Annotated in this window: 18 protein-coding genes and 4 pseudogenes; 17 read left to right on the forward strand and 5 right to left on the reverse strand. The window is 41.9% G+C overall.

Annotated features, from left to right (window positions below; all coding sequences use genetic code 11):
* The first annotated feature begins 113 nt into the window (after positions 1-113).
* Positions 114-1,868: a glycoside hydrolase family 35 protein gene (locus AC787_RS24405; protein ID WP_054027571.1), complete on the forward strand. Its 1,755-nt coding sequence runs from the start codon at positions 114-116 to the stop codon at positions 1,866-1,868.
* Here AC787_RS24405 and AC787_RS35435 read toward each other — a convergent pair whose 3' ends face one another.
* The 3 genes and pseudogenes from AC787_RS35435 to AC787_RS33390 all read right to left on the reverse strand — a co-directional run bounded on the left by AC787_RS35435 (position 1,869) and on the right by AC787_RS33390 (position 3,674).
* Positions 1,869-2,138, reverse strand: a complete 270-nt coding sequence (locus AC787_RS35435) for an IS3 family transposase (RefSeq protein ID WP_054027572.1) — start codon at positions 2,136-2,138, stop codon at positions 1,869-1,871.
* A gap of 179 nt (positions 2,139-2,317) precedes the next feature.
* Positions 2,318-2,866: a tyrosine-type recombinase/integrase gene (locus AC787_RS24415; protein WP_235561107.1), complete on the reverse strand. Its 549-nt coding sequence runs from the start codon at positions 2,864-2,866 to the stop codon at positions 2,318-2,320.
* Between the two features lie 88 nt (positions 2,867-2,954).
* Positions 2,955-3,674 (reverse strand): annotated as a pseudogene (locus AC787_RS33390) (Tn3 family transposase).
* On the opposite strand from AC787_RS33390, the pseudogene AC787_RS33845 reads away from it, so the two are divergent.
* The 10 genes and pseudogenes from AC787_RS33845 to AC787_RS24465 form a co-directional block, all read left to right on the forward strand.
* Positions 3,653-3,820, forward strand: a pseudogene (locus tag AC787_RS33845) (peroxiredoxin); the annotation flags it as partial. The pseudogenes AC787_RS33390 and AC787_RS33845 overlap by 22 nt on opposite strands.
* 127 nt (positions 3,821-3,947) lie before the next feature.
* Entirely contained in the window at positions 3,948-4,715 is a 768-nt protein-coding gene (locus tag AC787_RS24425; RefSeq protein WP_054027574.1) for an ABC transporter ATP-binding protein, read from the forward strand.
* Positions 4,702-6,645, forward strand: coding sequence for an ABC transporter permease (locus AC787_RS24430; RefSeq protein WP_054027575.1), 1,944 nt, complete (start codon positions 4,702-4,704; stop codon positions 6,643-6,645). The genes AC787_RS24425 and AC787_RS24430 overlap by 14 nt, the downstream gene beginning before the upstream one ends.
* 31 nt (positions 6,646-6,676) lie before the next feature.
* Positions 6,677-7,045 (forward strand): YxeA family protein, encoded by a 369-nt coding sequence (locus AC787_RS24435; protein ID WP_082361094.1) that lies wholly within the window; start codon positions 6,677-6,679, stop codon positions 7,043-7,045.
* A 70-nt stretch (positions 7,046-7,115) separates the two neighbouring features.
* A complete protein-coding gene (locus AC787_RS24440; protein WP_054027577.1) occupies positions 7,116-7,826 on the forward strand; it encodes a response regulator transcription factor in 711 nt (236 codons plus the stop codon).
* Positions 7,826-9,247: a sensor histidine kinase gene (locus AC787_RS24445; protein ID WP_054027578.1), complete on the forward strand. Its 1,422-nt coding sequence runs from the start codon at positions 7,826-7,828 to the stop codon at positions 9,245-9,247. The genes AC787_RS24440 and AC787_RS24445 overlap by 1 nt, the downstream gene beginning before the upstream one ends.
* Position 9,248: 1 nt before the next feature.
* The gene (locus AC787_RS24450) at positions 9,249-10,262 is read left to right on the forward strand and encodes a DUF418 domain-containing protein (protein WP_054027579.1); all 1,014 of its coding nucleotides are present in this window, start codon (positions 9,249-9,251) and stop codon (positions 10,260-10,262) included.
* A 132-nt stretch (positions 10,263-10,394) separates the two neighbouring features.
* Positions 10,395-10,763, forward strand: a pseudogene (locus AC787_RS24455) (aldo/keto reductase); the annotation flags it as partial.
* Between the two features lie 336 nt (positions 10,764-11,099).
* Positions 11,100-11,486, forward strand: a pseudogene (locus tag AC787_RS24460) (manganese catalase family protein); the annotation flags it as partial.
* Positions 11,487-11,563: 77 nt separating this feature from the next.
* Positions 11,564-11,929, forward strand: coding sequence for a hypothetical protein (locus tag AC787_RS24465; protein WP_054027580.1), 366 nt, complete (start codon positions 11,564-11,566; stop codon positions 11,927-11,929).
* A 110-nt stretch (positions 11,930-12,039) separates the two neighbouring features.
* Here the strand turns inward: AC787_RS24465 and AC787_RS24470 are convergent, their stop codons facing one another.
* On the reverse strand, positions 12,040-12,795 hold the full coding sequence (locus AC787_RS24470; protein ID WP_054027581.1) for a response regulator transcription factor: 756 nt from the start codon (positions 12,793-12,795) through the stop codon (positions 12,040-12,042).
* On the reverse strand, positions 12,792-14,519 hold the full coding sequence (locus tag AC787_RS24475) for a sensor histidine kinase (RefSeq protein ID WP_054027582.1): 1,728 nt from the start codon (positions 14,517-14,519) through the stop codon (positions 12,792-12,794). Before AC787_RS24475 ends, AC787_RS24470 begins: the two co-directional genes overlap by 4 nt.
* 226 nt (positions 14,520-14,745) lie before the next feature.
* Here AC787_RS24475 and AC787_RS24480 point away from each other — a divergent pair, with 226 nt between their 5' ends.
* The 6 genes from AC787_RS24480 to AC787_RS24510 all read left to right on the forward strand — a co-directional run bounded on the left by AC787_RS24480 (position 14,746) and on the right by AC787_RS24510 (position 24,021).
* Entirely contained in the window at positions 14,746-15,834 is a 1,089-nt protein-coding gene (locus tag AC787_RS24480; RefSeq protein ID WP_054027583.1) for a BMP family lipoprotein, read from the forward strand.
* Between the two features lie 118 nt (positions 15,835-15,952).
* Complete coding sequence (locus AC787_RS35440) at positions 15,953-16,099, forward strand: hypothetical protein (RefSeq protein WP_414731004.1); 147 nt, start codon at positions 15,953-15,955, stop codon at positions 16,097-16,099.
* Complete coding sequence (locus tag AC787_RS24490; protein ID WP_082361097.1) at positions 16,039-16,305, forward strand: PfkB family carbohydrate kinase; 267 nt, start codon at positions 16,039-16,041, stop codon at positions 16,303-16,305. Before AC787_RS35440 ends, AC787_RS24490 begins: the two co-directional genes overlap by 61 nt.
* A 69-nt stretch (positions 16,306-16,374) precedes the next feature.
* On the forward strand, positions 16,375-16,824 hold the full coding sequence (locus AC787_RS24495; RefSeq protein WP_054027586.1) for a hypothetical protein: 450 nt from the start codon (positions 16,375-16,377) through the stop codon (positions 16,822-16,824).
* Positions 16,821-16,901, forward strand: a complete 81-nt coding sequence (locus tag AC787_RS33850) for a helix-turn-helix transcriptional regulator (RefSeq protein ID WP_152970775.1) — start codon at positions 16,821-16,823, stop codon at positions 16,899-16,901. The genes AC787_RS24495 and AC787_RS33850 overlap by 4 nt, the downstream gene beginning before the upstream one ends.
* A gap of 685 nt (positions 16,902-17,586) precedes the next feature.
* On the forward strand, positions 17,587-24,021 hold the full coding sequence (locus AC787_RS24510; protein WP_054027589.1) for an endo-beta-N-acetylglucosaminidase: 6,435 nt from the start codon (positions 17,587-17,589) through the stop codon (positions 24,019-24,021).
* Positions 24,022-24,112 lie beyond the last annotated feature (91 nt).

Genomic DNA, 24,112 nt, shown 5'->3' on the forward strand with positions numbered 1-24,112 from the left:
GCATTAGATTCCCCAACAAGTTGTTTTTGTTACGTGGGAAGACATTTTCGGCGATAACTTGGATGGTGCTCATCGAGATTATATGAAAAAACAGATAATAGGAGGATTTACACATGTCTATTTTCGTTGTGGAAGGTAATCAATTTGTTATGGATGGCAAACCGATTCGGCTTATTTCTGGTGCAATCCATTATTTCCGTGTCGTTCCCGAATATTGGCGGGATCGTTTGATGAAACTGAAGGCCTGCGGCTTCAACACGGTGGAAACGTATGTACCATGGAACTTGCACGAACCAAAAGAAGGACAATTCAACTTCGAAGGCATCGCCGACATAGTCAATTTTATCAAGACGGCCGGCGAGCTAGGGCTGCATGTCATCGTTAGACCAAGTCCGTACATTTGCGCGGAATGGGAGTTTGGTGGATTACCCGCATGGTTGCTTGCCGATAATGGCATGAGACTGCGTTGTTCCCACCAACCATTCCTTGATAAAATCGACGCTTATTATGACATCCTCATGCCGAAACTTGTTCCACTGCTCTGTACGAACGGCGGGCCGATCATCGCGATGCAAATCGAAAACGAATACGGTAGCTACGGTAACGACACGCAATACCTCGAGTACTTGCGTCAAAGTACAATCAAACGCGGCATCGACGTGCTGTTGTTCACCTCCGACGGACCGGAAGACTTTATGCTGCAAGGCGGCATGGTACCGGGAGTGCTCGAAACCGTAAACTTCGGTTCCCGTCCGAAAGAAGCATTTGCCGAACTGCGCATTTACCAGCCGGAAGGACCAATCATGTGCATGGAATATTGGAACGGCTGGTTTGACCATTGGTTCGAACAGCATCATACTCGCGATGCGGCTGATGTAGCGAAGGTGTTCGATGAAATGCTAGACATGAACGCTTCGGTTAACTTCTACATGTTCCATGGCGGAACGAACTTCGGCTTCTGGAGCGGAGCGAATGATGATGGCACGTATATGCCAACGATTACAAGCTATGATTACGATGTACTGATCAGTGAGTCCGGCGATGTAACAGACAAGTTTTATGCAGTGCGTGAAGTTGTATCTAAGTATGTTGACTTAGGACCGCTGGAATTACCAGAACCTATCAAGAAAAAAGCTTACGGTCAAGTACAAATGACGCAGCAGGCGGTGCTGTTCGATTCCCTAGACAAGTTGTCGACCCCGGTGCAAAGAACGTGCCCGGATCCGATGGAGCTATTGGGACAAAACTACGGCTTCATTATGTACACTTCGCGAATTTCCGGTCCTCGCGGCGAAACGAAGCTGAACCTGCAGGATGTTCACGACCGTGCGCAGATTTTCTTAGACGGTGAGTATAAAGGCGTCGTTGAGCGTTGGAACAAAGATGCGGAGCCCATTGCTTTTAGTGTCCCTCCTGAAGGAGTAACTCTCACAGTGCTCGTCGAAAATATGGGACGATCCAACTATGGTTCATACTTGCGGGATGTGAAAGGGATTACGGAAGGCATCCGGTTCGGTCAACAGTTCCTGTACCACTGGACGATCCATACATTGCCTATGGAAGATTTATCGAACTTGGAGTATAAGTCGGCGTCAGTAAATTTCGACGGCAAACCTGCCTTCTACAAGGGAACGTTTCAGGTTGACGAAGCCGCTGATACCTTTTTGGAACTGAAAGGCTGGAACAAAGGTGTTGCATACATCAATGGCTTCAATCTGGGTCGTTATTGGGAGACGGTTGGTCCACAAAAGACGTTGTATATTCCGGGACCGCTGCTTTGCAAAGGAGAAAACGAACTCGTCTTGTTCGAGTTGCATGGTGTCGAGGAACTGGTCGTTACGCTCCGTGACATTGCGATTCTTGGCTAATCAATCCACTTTTTGAACACACAAGTTAAAAAGTCGGCCATTGTGGTCATAACTCTGGGCAAGTAGACACTTATAAGAAGACATCTTTATTCTACGGCCGTTTCTGGCTTCTATCCGGGAACGGTCGTTTAGATTCTTCTGAAAACGTTCATTGTTATAGAACGAATCATATTCTTGGATAGCCTGTTCCAAATCAGAGATCGATTGCAGGATGGTTAGATAAATCTGTTCCAGATTCGAAAAGAATGATTCGATTTCATGTATTGCCAAAGTAGTACCTACGTTGTGAATGGTTGCCAGCTACTCCAAGCTTCGTGAATTAGCGTTTAAACGGCTTTGAGGGGTAATACCAGCGTAGCTGACACCACCCGCAAACGTATGGATTAAATTGGAAATTTATTTATAACCTCGTTATATTCATTTTGAGCATCGGTAATTGCCAGCTTTGATTATCCTTCCAAAGATTTTCTGCTTTCATGGCCGGAGTAGGGTTGAATCAGCGCGTCATCAATGCCCTGCTTTTTTAGCCAGGTTAATAGAAAGTGACTTAGTTTATGAGGAGAAAGGTTTTGAGATAACTTGGCCTCCTCTGAATATTTAGCCAAAATCTTGCGTATTCCCCTGTCCGTGTACTTTTTCTTCCATGAGGACTCAAACAGATAGGTCGCTTGCTTCTTTTTCATCGAATCAGCGTGCATGCCCAGTAGCTCTTTGAAAGTCTGAGGAAATGGAACAATGCGGTCTTTGCTGCCCTTTCCTTTGTTGATCCGGATTTGACAGTAATGAAAATCGATGTCCGCCAGCTTAATGCTGATTAACTCACTGACCCGGACACCTGTATACATGAGGGTCTTCACGATCATCATGTCCTGAAAATTCTTGGCCTTCCAAACCACTTCATAGTAGCTTTTTAATTCTTCCTCTGTGGGTACGTAAGGCAGCTTTTTATTTGATTTAGGAACCTCAATTTCAAGCTCGCTTCTTAAATGCTGAAACAAACTCTTTAAGTAAGCATGTCCGGTCGTTCTGAGCGAATGTACTTCGCCAGCTCCCGGGCTTTCTTTTTTGCAGATACGCGTTTTTCAATCATGCAAGTTCACCTTCCAATGGAAGTCTTACCTTCATATCCAACCGGAATGTGCCATATGGATTAACGTGAGTATAGATCAAGGGTGTCACCGAATGTAAATCTTCCGGAGTCATTCGATCAAACCATTTCTTCTCCGATAAAACGTTCTGGAACATGATGGTATTAATGTAGACTAAACAATTTTGTAGTAGATGAAGCGACAAAACGGCCATTTCTTGATCTTCTATGCGATTCGTAGCAATTTCTCCACCCTTGCCAAAGAAGATAAACCCGTTGGCCGAGTTCCAGTTTTCCACGACATTTAAACCAGCATTAATCTCTCGGCGTAATTCTTCCGAATGCATATATTCACAGAGGAAGATGGTTTTAACTGCCTTACCCAACTCACCTAGCGCCTGATACGTTGGATGCTTCAAGTTGTTCCAGGTAAACCTTTTCAGAAGGCTTCCGTTTCAGCCGTACCAAGCCGTAAAGCTCTTGCATACTTCATCATTTGGTCATACAGCTGACGGATCAGTTCCCAATTAACGCGTGAGTACATGCTGCAAGTTCGCAAAAGCGTCAGTCATTCCTGGCTCCGGTCGGTATAACTTTTGTGTATGAATATCTTTTAATCGAGGCATGAGTTTGTAACCAAGCAAATAACAAAAGGCGAATGCAACCTCACTCTGTCCATGTGTTCCGTCTTTAGTTGGGCGTTTGGAAGCTGAAAGAATTGTATGGACGCGAGTACATGGGCGTTGAACGTCCTACTTTTGTAATTGATGAAGAAGGTAAGCTGGTTAAGGAATGGCGCAAAGTTAGGATAAAGGGCCATATTCAATCTAAACTTGATTCAGTCATGGCAATGGGCGCTCAATAGGGCGCTTATTTGTTTGATCGGGCTTAAATGTTTAAGGTTGCTGTAAGGTTGAGATTATAATGTTGTAAGGTTCGCCCTTTAGAATAGGTTTCATAGGCAACACGATCTAAAGGAGGCAGCACTGAACATGCAAACAATCTTGCAAGCCAACAACGTACAGAAAAGGTTCGGTACGAGGGATAACATTTATACGGCTTTAAAAGATATCAACTTGGAAATTAATGAGGGTGAATTCGTTGGTGTCATGGGTCCATCGGGTGCGGGGAAATCGACGCTGCTCAACATTTTCTCCACGATCGATACCCCTACTTCTGGAGAAGTGATCATTGCCGGTCAAAATATCGTGACGATGAAAGACGAGCAATTATCAGATTTTCGTCGGCAGAAGCTGGGCTTTATTTTTCAGGATTACAATTTGCTCGATACATTGACAGTGAAGGAAAATATTTTGCTGCCGCTCGCGCTTTCGAAAGTACCTGCGGCTGAGATCGAAAAAAGAGTTGATGAGATTGCGGATATATTCGGTATTCGCGATATATTGAACAAGTATCCATACCATATTTCCGGCGGTCAAAAGCAACGTACTGCAGCATCACGCGCCATTGTTACGAAACCAAGCTTGATCTTGGCGGACGAGCCGACGGGAGCGCTCGATTCCAAATCGGCATCCAGTTTGCTGGAGAGCATGCGCACGCTAAATGAAACTCACGCCTCCACCATTATGATAGTAACGCATGATGCTTATGCAGCGAGTTATTGCAAACGGGTCATTTTTATTAAAGACGGTGAGCTTTATAAGGAGTTGCATAAAAAAGGCCAGTCTCGCAAAGAGTTTTTCCAAAGTATTCTAGAGGTCCTCGGAGCATTAGGGGGTGGGTACCATGACGATCTTTAGTCTGGCCCGCAAGAATATGAAAAACAACTTCATCAACTATTTTCTTTACTTCGGTTCGATGATTTTCAGTATCTTGATTTACTTCGTTTTCGTATCACTCAAGTACGATCAAACGATTCAATCGGCTATGGCAGGTTCGTCTAAAGTTAACTCGGCATTTAGCGGGGCATCCGTCGTACTCATTATTTTCGTAGCCATATTTATCGGGTATTCGAATTCGTTCTTTACGCGAAAGCGAAAAAAAGAGGTTGGACTTTATGCGCTGCTCGGTTTACGAAATAAGCAAATTGGGCGCATGCTCTTTTATGAAAATTTCATTATGGGCTTTTTAGCTCTTGCTGTAGGGATTGGACTTGGTTCCTTGTTGACCAAATGGTTTGTTCAGCTCTTGATGAAGGTGATGGGCTATGATGTGATTGCGAATTTCTCCATTTCGTCGTCAGCGATCATCAATACAGCCATTGTTTTCTTGATTATCGCTTTATTCAATTCCATTCAAGGCTACCTGTTAATTTATCGGTTCAAGCTGATCGAATTGTTCCGTGCTGAAGCAGAAGGGGAGAAGGAACCGAAGACTTCGATACTGATTACCCTACTTTCGATTATTTTGATTGGTTTTGGTTACTGGATTGCGCTGCAAGACATTGGGAAGTCTGAGATTTGGAAAAATCTTGGAATGGGGACAACGGCGCTTGTCATTATGATGACGGTTGTTATTGGCACTTATTTCTTGTTTAGCACGTTAACTGTAACTTTATTGAAATTATCTACGAAAAATAAGAAGCGTTATTGGAAAGGCATTCGCTTAATCGGAACGTCACAATTGCTCTATCGGATCAAAGCAAATGCTCGAACGCTTACGATTATCGCGGTGCTTAGCGCAACAACATTAACAGCTGTTGGCACGGTATATAGCTTGTATTACAACGCACAGAACATGGCCGAACAAATGAATCCCAACAGTTATATGTTTATCGCTGAAAATCCAAATCAAGCCCAAAAAGTACAGGATGTCATTTCGGCTAATCCAAATCATAAGGTGAACTACCACCTCACGGTTCCAGCGATTCAAATCGATGCGGACACGACCAATCTTAAGAGCAATAGCAGAAGCAATCAAAGGACGTATACGTTGATCTCAAGCCAAGATTTCAACAATCTGGCAGCTATCCACAAGAAGAAGGATGTCCTTTCATTGAAAGGTAACGAAACCGTTTCATTAGATCCTTTCTACTCGGAAGGCCAATCTCCTAATTACACGGGTAAGACAATCAAACTGTTGACAGGTCATAAGGGTGAGACTATTACTTTCTCAGGATTCAAACCATACACCCTAATGAACGTTGGAATAACTTATTCGACGCTTGTAGTCAGTGATGAGCTATTTGCAAGTCTTGCCAAAGAAAATAAACCTCTCCAATTAGAGACTTATGGCATAACGAATGCGAAGAAGGCTGGGAAATTGACGACGGATATTCAAAATCTGTTGCCGAATGGCAAGGAGATGCCGAGCTTATCGAGCTTTTATCAAGACTATTCCGAGGGGCTTGAAATGTATGGATTGTTGATTTATATGGCCGGATTCCTTGGTCTTGTTTTCTTGGCGGCAACGGGCAGTATTATTTACTTCAAACAGATAACGGAAGCGAACGCAGACAAAGGGCGTTACCAGATTTTGCACAAAATTGGTGTGAAAAAGAAAGAGATAAGACGTTCAATCGCGAAACAGGTTGCCTTTATATTCGCACTTCCGCTAGTTGCGGGGATTGCACATTGCTCTATTGCTTTAACGGCACTATCGAGCATTCTGCAAAGGAACTTAACAGTTCCTGTCTTGATCTGCATGGGCTTGTATTCGCTAATTTACTTTGCTTACTATATGTTCACCGTACAGTCTTATTACAAGATTGTCGTAACACAATCCAAATAAAAAATAACTTATAATTAAAGGAGAATTTATCATGAAAAAATCAATTGCTGTATTTACTATTATTGCTGTGCTTGTTGTTGGGTCCATTGTCTTCCTTAGAAACGGTAACATTAACCGGATCGGTGCCGATCAATACTATGTTCAAGTTCAAGAAGGCAAACAAGTGGAAGGAAAAACTGCCGACGGACAGAAGTTTATTTCCTACGAATATACTTCAAAAGCGTATGACAAAGACGGAACTGAAAAGAAGCTTGATTACACTGCTAACAAATCGCTACGAAAAGACGCTTATCTTCGTGTGTATGTGAAAGATAGTGGTGTAAGTTCCTATCAAGAAGTGAAACAAGATGAAATTCCAAGTAAAGCATTGGAGAAGCTTAATGGAAAGAGTGGATCATAGGCTTTGCATGAAGTAAGACTTTTATGGTAAATATTTTGTAGACGGTTTAACTTCCTAGGAGGGCGCACATATGTCGCTTAATAAAAAAATATTAATTGTCGAAGATGAAGAGGATATTTCGCGGCTGTTGAAAACGGTCCTCCTGAAGGAAGGGATTTCAGAAGTGTTTACAGCTGCTACGGCGGCAGAAGGGCTGGATCAATTTCATGCTGTAGAGCCAGATCTCGTTCTACTTGATATTATGCTACCAGATGGGGAAGGGTATGAAGTGTGTAAAAGCATTCGTGAAACTTCGCACGTACCTATTCTGTTCCTATCTGCCAAAACAGAGGAAGTCGATAAACTATTAGGCCTTGCGATCGGCGGCGATGACTATATTACGAAGCCCTTTAGTCCGAAGGAAGTCGCCTATCGAATTAAAGCGCAATTTCGTCGAGCCAATTATCAGCAGATCGAAGAAAAAGTGAAGCCTGTCATCAAAGCAGGCTCTTTCGAATTCGATGAACAGCGGCTGGAGCTTACCAAGAACGGTCATGTCATTGAGCTTAAGCCCAAGGAGCTTGGGATTATGATGCTTCTGTTGAAACACCCGAATCAGATCATTAGCAAAGAAAAGCTATATGATCGCGTTTGGGGAGAAGAGTTTTACGGCTCGGATAATACGGTTATGGTTCATATTCGTAGATTGCGGGAGAAAATTGAAGATGATCCTTCAAATCCACAGTATCTGCTGACCGTGAAAGGGTTGGGGTATAAACTTGCAGTAAAGGGCGGATCGTAATGAAGTGGCGATTAACGGGGAGTTTTCTGGTATCTGTTGTAGCCATTGTCATTTTAGTGGTAGTCATGAATATTATTCTCTTCATCGGTGTGTATATCTTGCAAGGTACGTGGAAAGGTCCTTTTTTTCGAAATCCGAATTCACCCGAAACGATAACGAGACATTTTCATGAACAAATTAATATTTCTGACAATCAAGTTAAACTAACCGATCAAGGAAAAGAAAGCCTCGTCAATCTTCAGGCATGGATTCAGGTGCTCGATGAGAACGGCAAGCAAATCTTTAGCTATCTAACACCTGAAGGGGCTAAAGACAAGTATACACCCTTGGATGTTATTAATTATTACAAATATAGAGAATTCGATGGGAACACTACTATTTATATTGGTGAAAAGGGATCAGGAGACCGGCGATTTAGTTATTTGATGGGCTTTGATAATTCCTATTATAAACGAATCGTATTGTCGTTTGATTCACGTGATATTGCCAAGTTCTTTCAAGTTGGAAGTGTTCTTATTCTTATCTTTGATGCCTTGATTGCGCTTTTTATTGGTTATTTGTTTAGCAAAAAATTGACGAAACCGCTCTTTGCGATCATTGAGGGCATTCGAAAGTTGGCCAACCATGATTACAAAATTCATTTGGAGCCAAAAGGGATCTATAAAGGCGTTTTAGCCAATGTCAATAACCTTTCATTCGTGCTGGAAAAAAGTGAGATGGAGCGTAAGAAGCACGATCGGATGAAGGAAGAGTGGATCGCTAACATTTCGCATGATTTGAAGACACCGCTGGCATCCATTCAAGGCTATGCAGAAATGATGGAAAATACCGAGTATCAGTTTTCCATGGAAGAAATGAGGGAATACGCGGGGATCATTGAGCGTAAGTCTGTTTATTTAAAAGATGTGATCGACGATTTGAATTTATCAACACGACTTAAGAACAAGGAGCTTACCTTGAACAAAAAGCGTGTAAATGTCATTGCGCTTCTTCGAGATATTGTAATCGATATTCTGAATGATACGCGCTATGCGGATCGAAACCTCGAATTTTATTGTAGCGATGAAGTGATTCATTTGGAAGTGGACGCATTATTATTTCGCAGAACAATCAGTAATTTGATTTATAATGCGATCGTTCATAATGATCCGAATGTCTGCATCCAGGTAAGTGTGGAAAAAGATCTGTACACGCGTATACGTATCGAAGATACAGGCAAGGGCATTGCCAAAGAGGAGCTTGAGCGGATATTCGACCGCTATTATCGCGGAACGAATACAGGCGAACTGCATAAAGGCTCTGGCCTAGGCATGGCGATTGCTCGTGATGTTGTCATCGCGCATGGGGGCAAGATCCGCGTGCAAAGTCAACTTGGGCAAGGTATGCAAATCGAAATACAACTTAGGAGTATAGAAAATTAATATGAAAACGGAAATAAGTGACAAGAGGATCGATGTAATAGATTATTTAAGAGGATTTGCTTTATTAGGGATTTTGCTAGTGAATATTCCTTTTTTTCTTATAAGAGTGCAACCTCCATTGCCAAACTCTTTTGACGAATCCTATCATCATTTCCTTTATTTATTTGTAGAAGGACGATTTTTTACCATTTTCTCATTTTTATTTGGCTATGGATTTTATATTTTTATGTCACGTGCTAAAGCAAAAAATGAGAATGCATTATTCCTTTTTTTAAGAAGACTGGCTGCATTATTCGTAATGGGTTGTATCCATGTTACGTTTGTTCATGATCTTGATATATTAATGGCGTATGCAATGGTCGGATTTTTTCTGATCCCTTTTTATCTAGTGAATAAACATATCAATTTGATAGTAGCTCTAATAGGAATCATATACTCGTGTTATCAAGGTGATAAAGTTGTACTAATACTCCCTTTACTTTTACTGGGACTTGCGGCAGGACAATTTCGTATCTTTGAGAATATATCGGAAAAAATTTGGAAATATCGGATTTTTACATTCATTGCTTTCATTTTAAGTATCATTGGATTATGGATTCAATACTCCTATGTTCCAACAACGAGCGTCGATATGCCCATGAATGAAGCAATGGATCCAAAAAAATTCATAGAATGGGGGATCACTGTCGGTCCTATTGTTTCCGCATTTTATGTAGGGATATTCATCTTATTATTGCAATATTCGTGGGTGCAGAAGCTATTGAGTCCTTTAAAAAATTATGGTCGAATGTCATTAACTAACTATCTTTCTCAATCTGCGTTAGTGTTGACAGTGAACTATTGTTTACAACTATCGGGAAATGTCACTTATATACATTTAATTTTTCTCTGTATGGGCATTTATGTAATTCAATTGCTATTCAGTACGGTATGGCTTCGATTCTTTAGAATGGGACCCTTAGAATGGCTTTGGAGAATATGCACGTATTGGAAATTAGTCCCCATTAAAAAATAAGTTTTTCCTGTAGCGATGAAGGCCGTTTGAGTCATTAGAAGTTTCAATGACTTATGAAACGGTCTTTTTTCGTTGTACATTCACGATCGAATAAGAAGGACGCAACTTGTGCAAAGTAACATTATCACATTGATCTGCAAAGATGAGGGAGTTGGCGTCACCCCATACCTGCCTTTGGCTGCAGGTCGGTTAACCCGGTATTGGAATGAGCGAACCTCGCGATCCGAGAATGATCAGGTAGCAAAGGGATTATTTATTAAAACTGAAGAGGCTGATCGTAAAGTTGCGGAAAGAGTTGCGGAAGTTTCCTCTGACCGGGGAATTCCGCATGCACAAATTGCACTTGCATGGTTGCTGCAAAAGGAAGAGGTCACAGCTCCAATTATCGGCTCAACTAAGATCAGTCATCTCGAAGACGCGGTTTCGGCATTGTCGGTTAAATTGACACCCGAAGAAATTACGAGTTTAGAAGAACTTTATATACCGCATCCATTAGTATAAATTGGACACATACACACAACGACTCTTTGGGCGAACACTTCTACGGTGTTCGCACTCTTATATGGTTGTTCATGAGAGTGCCGGGTCTACCTGTTTACCTAGCGGTGGAAGACATCCGGAGTAGAATGGTTGATTGTTTTCAGGAATGTTATTGCTGTAGAGGTAAGCATCTTTTAACGGCTTTTAAAGATTTGAATTGATAAGTTGTAACAGCAGCGTGAGATGCAATTTTGGTTATCGAGTTGGCGCTTCATAGTCAAAAGGCATTATATCCAAAAAATGAAAACCTAAAAGCCTTGCTGTGTATGGGAAAACCATCACCTACAAATATGATGTACCAACGAATTTGCTCACTTGGAAATGATCGCTACAATGATCTATAAATTGACAAAAGATGCTACGCCGGATCAATTGAAAGCGGCGGGACTCGGTGCTCATTATGTGGCTCATGACAGTGCTTTATTTTATGAGAATGCTGGGGGCGTGCCGTTTACAGCTGCTTACATTCAAGCCAAAGGTGATCCGATTGCGGATCTGTATGAGGATATTGCGGCGGAAGAGAAGGCGAGGGCGACGTATCAGTGGCTGATTGACATGACGGATGACGTCGATCTGCAGGACAGTTTGAAGTTTCTGCGGGAGCGGGAGATTATACATTCGCTGCGGTTTCGTGAAGCGGTAGAGATACTTAAGGAAAAGCGGGATGAGAAGATATTTTATTAGAGGGAACCTCCCTGCAGGGTGCTGCGGGGAGGTTTTTTGTTTTTATTGGGGAAATGAGGTGAGTAGTGAGATAACAGGTGGAACTTGTAATAAACCATTTCATCATCTGGAATCACATGAAAGAGTACAGCGCCATATGGAGTATTAGGAATATCACATGTTTACCATCTGGATTCCATATAGGAGCTACGCCAGTAGAAAAACAAAAAACCCCATGTTTTGAAGAACATGATTATACTCGATCTTTCAATTATTTGAATGAGCTACAACTTGTAGCGAATTTAGAATATGTAAAGAAAAAGGGGTTTAGTAAAACCGAGGGATATAAAATCGTTGAACTGTCTGAAAAGATCGGTTATATGAATGCGGAGCACTTCAGCCGAGTGTTTAAGAAAGTTATCGGTGTATTATGGTTGTCTCTAACAGATAAGGTCAACCAGTGATAGCTGGCTGGCCTTCTCGCTGTATATTTGTTCAGATGTTGAAAGAGGTGACTGCAGAAGTATTTCAATTTTCATAACTAACAAATGAACAGGTGTGAATGCATCTTGGATCACATTTTCTGCCGGTATTCGTTCGGGGTCATGCCGAATTGCTTCTGAAACACCTTGGAAAAATATTTTGGGTCCACATAGCCGACTTTCTCGCATATTTCATATATTTTCAGTCCGGAATGCTTCAGCAGCTCGCATGCTTTCTCCATTCGGACCTGGGTCAAATACGAGTTGAAGAGCTGGCCACTCTCACTTTTAAAAATTTGTCCGAAGTAGTGCGCCGTCAAATGGGCGGTTTTCGCCACTTCGGAAAGGGATAGCGGAGTATGCAGATAGTCTTGGATATACTGAATCGCTTTGTGAACGATTTCTTTATGATAGGTCTGAGGGACCACGGTTTGAATCGTTTCCGCATTTGCTTCTGCTCCGGTTTCCAGATTACGCTGTCCTAAGAGACGATCGACCGTCGCAAGCAGCTCATCGGTATCGATGGGTTTTAGGATATATCCTTTAGCCCCGTATTTCAGCGCGATTCTGGCATAATCGAATTCTTCATAACCGCTGATCATAATGACCTGTGTATTCGGCATTTCTTCGTAAATAAATTGAAGCAGCTGCAGTCCGTCCATATCCGGCATACGGATATCGGAGATAACGAGCTCGATCGGCTCAGCCTCCAAATAACGGATGGCTTCGTAACCGTTGTGGGCGATCCCGGCAACCTCAATACACCGTTCTTCCCATTCCTCCATTGAACTTAAACTGTCCGCAATGATCCACTCGTCTTCGACGATCAATAGCCTCGTTTTCGTCATGTCGGCTCCTTTTTCGGCAGTTTTAACGTCACGGTCATGCCTTGACCCTTGATGCTCTCCACGTATATGCCATAATTCATCCCAAAATAAAGATTAATGCGCGATTGCACATTGAATAAGCCCACCTTGCCATGATGCTTGGACAACTCGATCGCCCGGTGCTCCAGATCATCGTTTAGCTGGCGCACAGCCTCTGCCCCCATACCGACTCCTTGGTCGCTGATACGGATGTACACGTCATCGCCGTCAAGCCAGCCTTTCAACACGATATGACCTGCCCGCTCCTTTGGATCGATTCCGTGAATGACGGCATTCTCAATGACGGGCTGCAATATCCATTTGATCGTATGCAAGTTTAACAGTTTCGGATCAAGCTGGATGTCGTATTGTAAGCCGTTCTTCATCCTCAGCTTATGTATTTCCAAATAATGACGAACATAAGTGACCTCTTTTTCGATTGGAATCATATCCTCGAAGGTGCCGATGCTCATGCGCAGCAGTTTGCCGAGCAGAACGATCATCCGGCTAATTTCATGCTCTTTCGTTTTGCGGGCCAGCGAATTTATAGATTCGAGCGTGTTGTACAGAAAATGCGGATTGATCTGTGACTGCAGAGCGGTTACCTCGGCGCGGCGTTTCTGATCCTGCTCTTCGTACACTTGCCGGACTAAATCCTGAATACGGCTCACCATCGTATTGAAGCCGTGGCCAAGAACGCCGATCTCGTCCCGCGCCCCATCTTGGTAATAGACGTCGAAGTCGCCCCGGCCGACCTTCTTCATCAGGTTGCGGAGCTGCAGAATAGGCTTAGAAATCCGTCTGGATATGATGAGCGAAACGATCACGCAGATAATGATGGTGCCGATCGTAATCGTGAGCGCGACCTGCCGGACGCCATAAATCGGCTTGTAGAGCTCGCTTTTTAAAAAATAAGCGGTAAAATTCCAGTCTATCGATTTGTCATGGCGTTGAATCAGAAAGTAGTGCTGCGCCATGCGTTTATAATCTTCGTCAACAAAAAGTCCGGCGGGATATGGGTATAAGATTTGTCCGTCCCGGTCAGTAATAATGACCCCGGAAGCGTAATCGGTGTATATGTCGCCCATTAGGAAAATGTTTTTCAGCAAATCCCGCAGTACGTCGATTTTAAAATCGATGATCAGCTCGCCGCGAGCTCCGGAGCTAGAGTCTTCGATATACCGGACGAATGAAAAAACAGGCTGAGACGCATTCTGTGTACTATAGGAACGGTCATGCATCTGGGAAATTCTATACAAGTCCGCCTTGTCCTCGTTTGCGGAAAGCCAAGGAAAGTCACCTTGCCGGGAGGCGCCAGGACGCAACTCATAGCCGTAAGCATGAATCAGGCCGCGGTCGCTAACTAGCGTGATTCCGATATTTTCAGGACGGATTGCCTGGGTGGCTGATGACAATCGATTCAGTTCGGGTATAAGGGCATGTCCGGCATTAGCGTCTTGGGCGTTAAGAAAAGCCATGACATTCGGGTCTGGGGCAATCGTTTCTCCCATGCGGCGCATGTCGGCAATAAATAAAGAGAGCGATTTCAACTTTTGATCGAGTATATTGATCGTTTCCCTTTGAAGCTTCTCATTTAGCGTACGTTCGGAGTTCTTTAGCAAAAACCAACTCGACAGCGTAAGCGGTATCGTCGTGAGCAGCAGAAACGCCAGAAGGAGCTTGGTGAAAATCGAGTTACGTAACATTTGGCGAGCCCCTTTCCTCATGCCTTATGCTGTAATGTAAGTATACCTTAGCAAAGCTCGTGCAATTCAGGCAACTCGAAAAAAGTGCACGATTTTTACACCCTGGTTCCACGGTTTATCTCCTTTTTCGCCACGGGGAAGCGTGATAAATTTGTATTGTAACCGCTTGCGAAGCGCAAAATGATGAGGTGAACCAGACGGGGCACAACTAAGGAGGGATGCGGGAATGAGACGAAAACAAGGACTACCGTTCTTAATGGCCGCTCTTTTCTTATGTGGGCTGGCCGGGTGCGGCGGCATCGCTTCGACGCCTGTAAAGCTGCATGATTCGGCAAAAGCCGATACTTCGGTTAAGACGCCCGCTCATGGGGAAAACATCAAAGTCGCACATTTTGTCAACGGCAAGCTGGGAGATAAGGCTTTTTTTGACTCGGTCGAACGAGGACTGAAAAAAGCCCAGGACGTATATGGTTTCGAAACGACGAGCATGGAAGGCGGCATGGATCCGGCTGCATGGTCGTCCGGACTTGAGAAACTTACGGCCTCAGGCCAATACGACATCATCGTAGTCGGCACGACGCAGATGAGGGAGATCGTTCGAAAGCTGGCGGGCCGTTATCCGCAGCAGCGGTTTGTGTTTTACGACGATACTATTCAAGGAATTCCGAATGTGTACGCAATGATCTTTACGCAAAGAGAAGGCTCCTTTCTTGCGGGTGCATTCGCTGCAATGGTCACAACAGCCCCGGAGCTAAAGGGGGCCAATCCTGAGAAGAGGATTGGCTTCATCGGAGGTATCGACGACAGAATCAATCATGAGTTCAAGTCCGGATACGAGCAGGGAGCTGCGTATATCGATCCGGAAGTGCAAGTGGTAACGTCCTACGTCGGCGATTTTGTGAACCAAAAAAAGGCAAAAGATTTGGCGAAGACGCAGTACTTAACGCAGAAGGTCGACATTATTTACAATGTAGCCGGCAGCGCGGGATTCGGGCTGCTAAAAGCAGGAGACGAAGCAGGGAAGTACACCATCGGGGTCGACAGTAATCAAAATCCGTTATATCCGGGCAGCGTACTTACCTCCATGCTTAAAAATATAGACGAATCAATATTCCGCGCATTAAGCATATACCGCGGCGGTTCGCTGCCTTTTGGTACGATGGAAGTGCTGGGCGTAGAGGAGAGCGGAATCGGGATTGCCAGGGACGAGCTGTATGAGAAGTACGTTCCCCATGAAATCAAGGAAAAGATGAAAGATCTTGAGAGCAAGCTGGCCAGCGGGGAGATTAAGGTGGAGTCCTCCTTGAAAAAGTAAAGAGAGCGAAAGTAGGAGTACGGAATAAAGCACTATAACAGAGATTCAAATGGGGGGGAGTAACCAGCTTTTAACCCATCTGCAGCAAGTCGGGGTTGATGTATCGGGTATCGAAAAAATGCCGCAGCATTCAACCGGTATCGCACAAATATCGGTCGATCAAGAAGGTGAAAACAGCATCATTGTCGCTCCCGGTGCCAATCAATGGATAACGCCGGAGATATACGAAAGCATGAAGATGTTATCAAACAAGCGAAGCTGTTGATGGTTCAACTGGAAATACCGATAGAAACCGTAATGGAAGCGGCAGCCATCGCCAAGCGCCATAACATACCCGTCCTGAACGATCACGCACCTGCTCAGCAGTTGTCCGATGAATTGTTAAGCATGGTGGATTACATCGTTCCTAACGAAAGTGAAATTGCCGAGTTAACCGGAGTAAAAGTTCAGACTGTTGGTCGATTACCATAAGCGAAAGAAAAAGGAGATCCAGACAGAGATATCGCCCGGCTTCTCACTTTAGATATCCAATCTAATGGTATGGAGTATTCCGGAATCGTTTCTGAAGTGTGCGATTGGCTGGGCGAGATCAATCAAGTAGTCGTTGCCTTGTCGATTTCAAGCTCAGTGGAGATGATTTCGAAGAAGGCGATTAAGCAGACGATTAAAACAGAGATGGACTCGGCGTTATTGAAGCATATCGTATATTGTGAGGACGATAACGAAATATTCATCCTGTTAACGGTTCCAAAGCTCAGAAGTGAATCAGCGATTCGTGAACGTATTCACACTACGCTCTCCTTGACCAAAACCAGATTTGAGCAGTATATATATGTCCATGCAGCAATGGGAATTAGCGATATCGTTGATGGGAGAAAACATTGGAAAAGGTTAATGAATCAGGCGCGAAGCCTCGTTACTTTGTGCTTTTTTGAAAGGTTCAATGTGTTCCTTGAGTCAAAATCAGTCAAGTTGAATTTGCTAATATGAATGGTGTATCCCAAGGTATATTAAGTGAGTTGGAGCAGGATAAATATAAGCCTTCACTTGATACAATTATAGCTTAGAGGAGTCTTCTTTTTCTTTAGTTTGGACATGGATTATTTACTTTGTCGCCTATTTGAAAGTGCTTTCATGAGATACTATAAATATATCCCCATCGCCAATCTCGGCGAGAATACCCGCGGCGTAGACCTTGTCTATGCCGGGAACGGAGAGAAGGCACTTGGAGCCGGCGATGCGTCTAGAATGCGCGTGATGGCCTTGTCCAAATTTTTGAGCTGAGCTTGAATGTTGCAGATCATCTGGATGGATGTGCCCAGTACAAGGTAGATGGTCGTCGTCAGTCTGCCGAAGCGGAGACGGTCCGATTACCCAGGCGTCGAGACTATTGTCTTGTCCAAGTCGGGAAGCGCTTCCAACTTGCTGATGAGCTTTGGATTGATGGTGAACACTTTGGCCTTCCGTTCTTAGAGTGCCGGATCCTTGTGCATGTATATGGCAGGATGCATTCAGGGAATAGACTCTCCGGGATGCCTCCAGCGGGTAAGCAGTTCGAGCGAGTACCGGAGAAACAGACTTTAAAAGTAGACTGTGCTACAGGAGAAGAAGAATTTCCCCGAACGGATCCTAAGTTCCATTGTCCGGAGACATTCCGGAAAGATGGAAAATTAAATGGTGTCTTTCAACCAGCGAGGGGCTGGAAACTGACCCAAAAAAGCTTACAAAGTAGATTAACCAGGAGAGATGACAATGAAAAAAAATGTTATTAAGAAGGCAATGTATGGTGTGCTTTTTGGCGTAAGTGTGTTTTCCACTGTTATGTTTAATGACCAACCAGTACATGCTAACTTAGGATATTGGCCTGAACCATTGCCAATATCAAATGAGTACTATTATGAAAATGAAACATTGCAACCATATGGGGCATGTTTCCAAATTGATGAATTAAAAAACTGGAATCCAGACAATGACCCAGATGCACGTTATAACAGGAGTGCAGTTCCACTACAAAAAAGATGGATGGGTCCATCTGTAAATCCAAATGCATCACGTGATGCAACAATAATACCTCTCGGTGGTACAAGTGCGCGTTCTAGCCAGGGACCATCGCAAGGCGGGGATGGTTCATATGCTTATACATTCACAAATTTCCAATACGTTGATAATTATAATTATTGGGGTGGTTCATCAGCTGAAGGACCGATTGCTATACCAACACCAGAGCATATAGACTCTGCTCATAGAAATGGTGTAAAGGCAACCGGTTCTATTCATATCCCTTGGGGTGACAATCAATTTGGCAGTAGATTTATTGATGAACTCGTTGAACAAGATGCTAACGGTAATTTTATTGCAGCAGATAAATTAATTGAAATTGCTCAATACTATGGTTTTGATGGTTATGTTATTAACCAAGAGTCAAGTTCAAGTGTGGCAAGCATGGCAAAACTTAAAGATATGCTTGTGTATATTGAGAAAAAAAAGCCGCAGAATTTCACAATGACTTGGTATAATGGTAAAGGTTACCTAGGTGATTCTGATGTAAAATCTTGGCTGCAAGATGGAGAAAAAAGAATAAATGACGACTGGTGGCTTGACATGAGTTGGCACGACATTGATGATTCAATTAAGTCAACCATAAATGCTGGCAGAAGTCCTTTTGACATCCATGCTACATGGGAAAATTTCCCTTACACTGACAAAGGGGACGACGTTTCTTTTGCACTTGGAGCAGATAAGAAATTAAAAACATCTCTTGGTATTTTAGGCCCTGGTTCAACACTTATAAGCTCTAAGAGTATAGATGATTTTATGAATAATGAAGACCCGCGCTTATGGACAGGTCCAACATCTGACCCAAGAACTCCACGTGCTAAAGGTGCTTTCCCTGGTTTTTCAAGTCTTATTGCAGACCAGACACCCATTATAGGTGATGAATTTGCAACAAACTTCACAGTTGGTAATGGTAAGAAATTCTACGAAGACGGTGTTGTTACCGGTAAAGAAATCGGTTGGTTTAACCGTTCACTAACAGATATCATGCCAACATGGCGTTGGATTGTTGATAGTGAGGGTTCTAAGTTAACTCCAAAATTTGATTATGAGGATGCTTGGTGGGGTGGTTCATCACTAAAGCTATCAGGTAATCTAGATGCAAATAAAGCAAACCACATAAAATTATACAGCTCACAACTAGAAATTAAAGATAACAGTAAGATAAGAATAACGTATAAAACACCTAATGCTGGAGTCGATATGTCTGTTGGTTTAGCCTTTGGTGATACGTATAACGATAATAATTTTGAATTCTTTAATGTTCCTGCTGGTACAGAGAAGAATGGTTGGACAACTTCTACGATCAATTTATCCAAACACGATAAAAAAGCAATTGCAATATCATTGAAACTAAATTCAACGACGGATGTTAAGGATTATTCTATAAATATTGGAAGCCTTGCAATTACAACCAATGAAGTTGCTCCAGCAGCAATATTTGCAATTACACTTGATGAGTCATTATATGTAAATGACACAACAGCAGAAGCAAGAGTTTATTGGGAGAAATCTGCTAATGCATCTTTATATACCATTCATCGTCTACATGCCGATGGCAAAAAAGAATTCATAGGTGCAACACCAAGTGATGCTTTCTATTTAGGAAGATTCTTAAAAGATGGTGATGAACAACAGACTAGTTTTGAAATTACATCATACAATGCAAATGGAACAGTAGGCGGAGCAACAACATTCAATTTTAAATGGGCAGCTGTTACGAATGGTTTCGAAGAACCAGGTGTAGAAGGTAAAAATATTGCACTGAACGTTCCGGCGGTTGATGATGGCGCTTTTGACCCGGGTGGTAGAATTAACAAAATTAACGATGGTGTTATTCCAAGCAGTAAATGGGCTTCAACGAAAACAGATGCATCAGCTTACTTAGACTTAGGTAAAGATATGGATATAAGCCGTTGGGTTGTTAAGCACGCTAATGTTTCTGGAGCAGGTGAAGGTGTAGATTTTAATACGGATACGTTTGATTTGCAATATGCAGCAGATGACGGTCAGCCTATTTTAAAGCCTGAAGAATCTGCTAGTGCGAGTAGAATTAAAAATTTAAAATATACAAAAGTTGACGAGGTAGTGGGAAATCGCCAAGACGTTACAGACCGTGTTCTTAATACACCTATTAAAGCACGATATATTAAGCTTCACGTTACGAAAAGTGATAACTGCCCTTGGCACGCAATTCGTATCTATGAATTTGAATTGTATGAGAATGCTTATACTCCTCATGGTGTACCATTGCTAGATCGTAATGTAACCGTAAAAAATAATGTTGGAGCCAAAGATTCTGTCGTATTTAACAATGTTGCAATGCCAATAGCTGGCGATGGTAAACTTGCTGAAAATACAGGTTTAGTTAAAATATATGACAGCTTAACAGCACAAACTCCAATTGCTCAAGTAAAAGCAGTACAGCCAGATGGAAGATACAAACAACGTCATCGTGGTGTAGCTTCTATTGAAAACTTAGAGTTAAAAGCTGAAGGCGGCAGATTATACTACACAACACAAGAAAACGAAATGGTAAGTTTACGTTATAGTGTTGAATATGCTCCTGAAACAGGTACGGCAATTACAGCACCAACATCTATTAAGTTGGAACATTCTTTGAAAGGCAATCAAACACGCAGTAAATACGGTGTACTTACTTTGGAAGGATTAGATGTTGGAACTTATATGGAGATTTATGAATCAGCAGATTCAAAATCACCAATTTTACATTCCCATCCAGTACAAGAAGGAGAAGATTTCATAAGGCAGGAAGGAATTCCACTAACCAAAGACGGTGGTACAATTTATTATGAACTAAAACAATCTGGAAAACCTGATTCAGGAAGATTTGAGTATTCTTATGGTGCAGCCGATGAGCTTAATGTTGACCAAACTTCATTAAAAGATTTAGTCAATCGTTATAGCAATTTAAATGAAACCGATTATATTTCTACTACATGGGAACCATTTTCAAAAGCTTTAAATGATGTTAAAGCATTAATTTCAACAGAAGTTAAAGCAAGTGATGCAGAAGTAAAGAGAGTCGCTCTAGAAGAGTCAGCTTTATCACTTCGTAGTATTGAAAATATTCAAAGACTTAAAGAAGTAATTAACGAATATGAAACAAAATATACTCAAAATCGGTATTCAGTTAATAGCTTTACACGTTTTAGTAATGTTTTAGAACAAACAAAAAAGGTTGTCAGTGATGCAGAGTCAGCTACAAAGATTTTTACAAATATTGAACTTGAGAAATCAAGGTTTGACCTTGATTATGCAGCAAGTCATTTGGTAGAGAAAGGAGACCAAAAAGTTGATTCTGTATCCATTATAGCTAACGATGTAGATGGAAAAATTGGAACTTCACTAACATTAAAAGCTGAAGTTGCAGGTAATGCAGATGATACAGTTACTTGGGAAGTGAATGGTAATACAAGTACGAATACTACTATTAGTAATGGCGTACTAAATATTGCTGCTGACGAAACAGTCAATGGTATATTAACAGTTAAAGCAATTTCAACTATTGATACAACAAAATCAGGAACAGCACAAGTGTTAGTGGTAAGTGAACTGCTTCCAAAAATAGTTAGCGTTACAATTCCGGACCCAATTGAATCAGTTAAAAGCGGTAGTATCAAACAATTTACCTCTAATGTAAAAGTGAAAAATGATGCAGCAACAACAGTGACATGGACTGTTGAAGGTGCTGAAAATGCAGATACTAAAATTAACAACGGGTTGTTAATGATTAACGAAAAGGAAGCAGCAGAGCAAATTATAATTAAAGCAACATCTGTAGTTGATCCAACAAAGTTTGCTACTAAAACGATTATAGTAGTAAAAACTTTAACAGTTACTATAGACAGTAATATAGTTAACGGAACAGTTAAAAGCGAACAAGCTTCTTATACAGAAGGTGAGACGGTAAAGCTGACAGTAACACCTGCAGAAGGTTATGGCTTTGTAAGAGGTTCACTTAAATATAATGATGGAACTAGTGATGTTCCTATTAATGAAGAACAATTTGTAATGCCAGCAAAAAATGTTACTGTAACAGCAACATTTGGAAAAATCCATAAAATAATTATTGATCCTAATATTAAAAATGGAAGAATTGAACCTTACTTCGGAACTGAATTTGTAAAAGGGGATGTGTTCCTTGTAGGATTTCTTCCATCTGAAGGTTATCAGGTTAAAGAAGGAACACTAAAATATTCATATGACGATAAAGTTATTAGCTTAGATGAAGCTGTAGCTACTTATCCCCAATACAATCCATATGTTCCACTTTTTAATACTCCTGATTCTGATATAGTAATCACAGCTGAATTTGAGTTGATACCTGTAGCTGAAACAACTTACGCTGTGACAATTGGTACTATAGATAATGGTAAAATAACAGCTGATAAATCAACCGCAAAAGAAGGTGATACTGTAACACTGACAGTAACACCTAATGAGGGTTATCAACTAAAAACAGGTTCTTTGAGAATAAATGGTGATGTAATCATTGGAACCACAATTATAATGCCGGCACAAATTGCAACAATTACAGCTGAATTTGAGTTGATTCCTGTAAAAGCACTTGTAAGCATAACCACACCAACAGCAATAACCGGGTTGCCAAACGGAACAGCAAAGACAGCAGATGCTCTTGAATTGCCTGCTACCGTTGAAGTAGTAACTGATAGCGGAAATACGAATGCAGATGTGGAATGGGATGTAGCTTCAGCAAGTTACGATCCTGCAGTAAAGACAGAACAGATATTTATAGTAAATGGAACAGTAATATTGCCTGAAGGAGTAGTAAATACAAATAGTATTCCGTTGACCACAAGTATTGAAGTGATAGTAGCAGCGGCGACACCAGTTACACCTCCATCAGGTTCAGGAAGCGGTACGGGTACGACAGAACCAGTTTATGAATCAACTGTTTATGGAGGTCAGGTAACAACTGCTACTTCTGTCAAAGCTGCAATTAGATCAAACGGAACAGCTGTTTCTAAAATACTTGAAACTCAGATAACTGGAGCTATAACAAAGGCAGTAACCGAAGCTGCTAAACAGGGTGCAAATACAGCCATAGCAATCAAACTAGATGTAACTGCTCCAGCAGATGCTAAAGCAGTTGAGGTTGCTTTATCAAGTGAATCCTTAACAAAGTTCATAGATAGTAAAGCGGATTTTCTGATAATATCTACGCCAATCGGAACAATGACCTTTGATGAAAAAACAGCATCAAGCATCTCCAAACAGGCAACAGGAACTATTACAATAACTGCAGCGAAGGTTGAAACATCAACATTGCCGGCAGAAGTTCAAAACAAGGTTGGAGACAGACCTGTTGTGAATTTTGATATTAACAGCGGAGACAAGACTATATCACAGTTTGGCGGAAATGTAACAGTAACAATACCTTATACACTTAAGGTCGGCGAAAATCCAAATGCAATAGTAGCATACTATATCAATACTGCAGATAAGTATGAAATACTTAGAAGTTGCAAGTATGACCCGGCGAGCAAGACTATAACCTTCAAGACACCTCATTTCTCAAAGTATGCTGTAGGATACAACAAGGTGGACTTTAACGATGTAGCAATCAGTGCATGGTACAACGATGCAGTAAGCTTTGCAGCAGCAAGAGGCATAACAAGCGGAGTAAGCAATGGAAACTTTGGTGTCGAAAACAAAGTAACCAGAGCACAATGTCTGGTTATGATAATGAAAGCTTTTGGTATCAATCCTGATGAAAACGCTGAAAACAATTTCAGTGACGCAGGAAACACATACTATACTGGCTATCTAGCAGCAGCAAAGAGGTTGGGATTAACAAGCGGTGTAGGCAGCAACATGTTTGCACCTAAAAAAGAGGTTACAAGGCAGGAAATGTTTGTATTGACGTACAATACGCTTAAGAGCATTAATGAATTGCCAACCGGAACTATTGCAAAAGAATTGAAAGACTTTAAAGATGCAGGAACGGTTGCTGCTTATGCAAATGATGCAATGACATTGTTTGTAAAGACCGGAGTTATATCCGGATCAAACGGTAACATCTTACCGGTAGATAAAGCAACCAGAGCGGAATTTGTTCAGATCCTATATTATATTATGATCAAGTAAAGTGTAAAGAAGTTACAGAATACAACAATCAAGTACCCCTGAGTTTACAGGGGTACTTGTTCGTTGATTATAAAGTTACCTACGGTAGGAA

This window comes from Bacillus sp. FJAT-28004 (assembly GCF_001280845.1).
GTDB lineage: Bacteria > Bacillota > Bacilli > Paenibacillales > Paenibacillaceae > Pristimantibacillus.

Excerpts from the sequence above, each read along its gene's own strand:
- AC787_RS24405 (WP_054027571.1), top strand. The coding sequence starts at position 114 with ATGTCTATTTTCGTTGTGGAAGGTAATCAATTTGTTATGGATGGCAAA.
- AC787_RS24425 (WP_054027574.1), top strand. The coding sequence starts at position 3,948 with ATGCAAACAATCTTGCAAGCCAACAACGTACAGAAAAGGTTCGGTACG.
- AC787_RS24430 (WP_054027575.1), top strand. The coding sequence starts at position 4,702 with ATGACGATCTTTAGTCTGGCCCGCAAGAATATGAAAAACAACTTCATC.
- AC787_RS24435 (WP_082361094.1), top strand. The coding sequence starts at position 6,677 with ATGAAAAAATCAATTGCTGTATTTACTATTATTGCTGTGCTTGTTGTT.
- AC787_RS24440 (WP_054027577.1), top strand. The coding sequence starts at position 7,116 with ATGTCGCTTAATAAAAAAATATTAATTGTCGAAGATGAAGAGGATATT.
- AC787_RS24445 (WP_054027578.1), top strand. The coding sequence starts at position 7,826 with ATGAAGTGGCGATTAACGGGGAGTTTTCTGGTATCTGTTGTAGCCATT.
- AC787_RS24450 (WP_054027579.1), top strand. The coding sequence starts at position 9,249 with ATGAAAACGGAAATAAGTGACAAGAGGATCGATGTAATAGATTATTTA.
- AC787_RS24470 (WP_054027581.1), bottom strand. The coding sequence starts at position 12,795 with ATGACGAAAACGAGGCTATTGATCGTCGAAGACGAGTGGATCATTGCG.
- AC787_RS24475 (WP_054027582.1), bottom strand. The coding sequence starts at position 14,519 with ATGTTACGTAACTCGATTTTCACCAAGCTCCTTCTGGCGTTTCTGCTG.
- AC787_RS24480 (WP_054027583.1), top strand. The coding sequence starts at position 14,746 with ATGAGACGAAAACAAGGACTACCGTTCTTAATGGCCGCTCTTTTCTTA.
- AC787_RS35440 (WP_414731004.1), top strand. The coding sequence starts at position 15,953 with ATGCCGCAGCATTCAACCGGTATCGCACAAATATCGGTCGATCAAGAA.
- AC787_RS24490 (WP_082361097.1), top strand. The coding sequence starts at position 16,039 with ATGGATAACGCCGGAGATATACGAAAGCATGAAGATGTTATCAAACAA.
- AC787_RS24495 (WP_054027586.1), top strand. The coding sequence starts at position 16,375 with ATGGAGTATTCCGGAATCGTTTCTGAAGTGTGCGATTGGCTGGGCGAG.
- AC787_RS33850 (WP_152970775.1), top strand. The coding sequence starts at position 16,821 with ATGAATGGTGTATCCCAAGGTATATTAAGTGAGTTGGAGCAGGATAAA.
- AC787_RS24510 (WP_054027589.1), top strand. The coding sequence starts at position 17,587 with ATGAAAAAAAATGTTATTAAGAAGGCAATGTATGGTGTGCTTTTTGGC.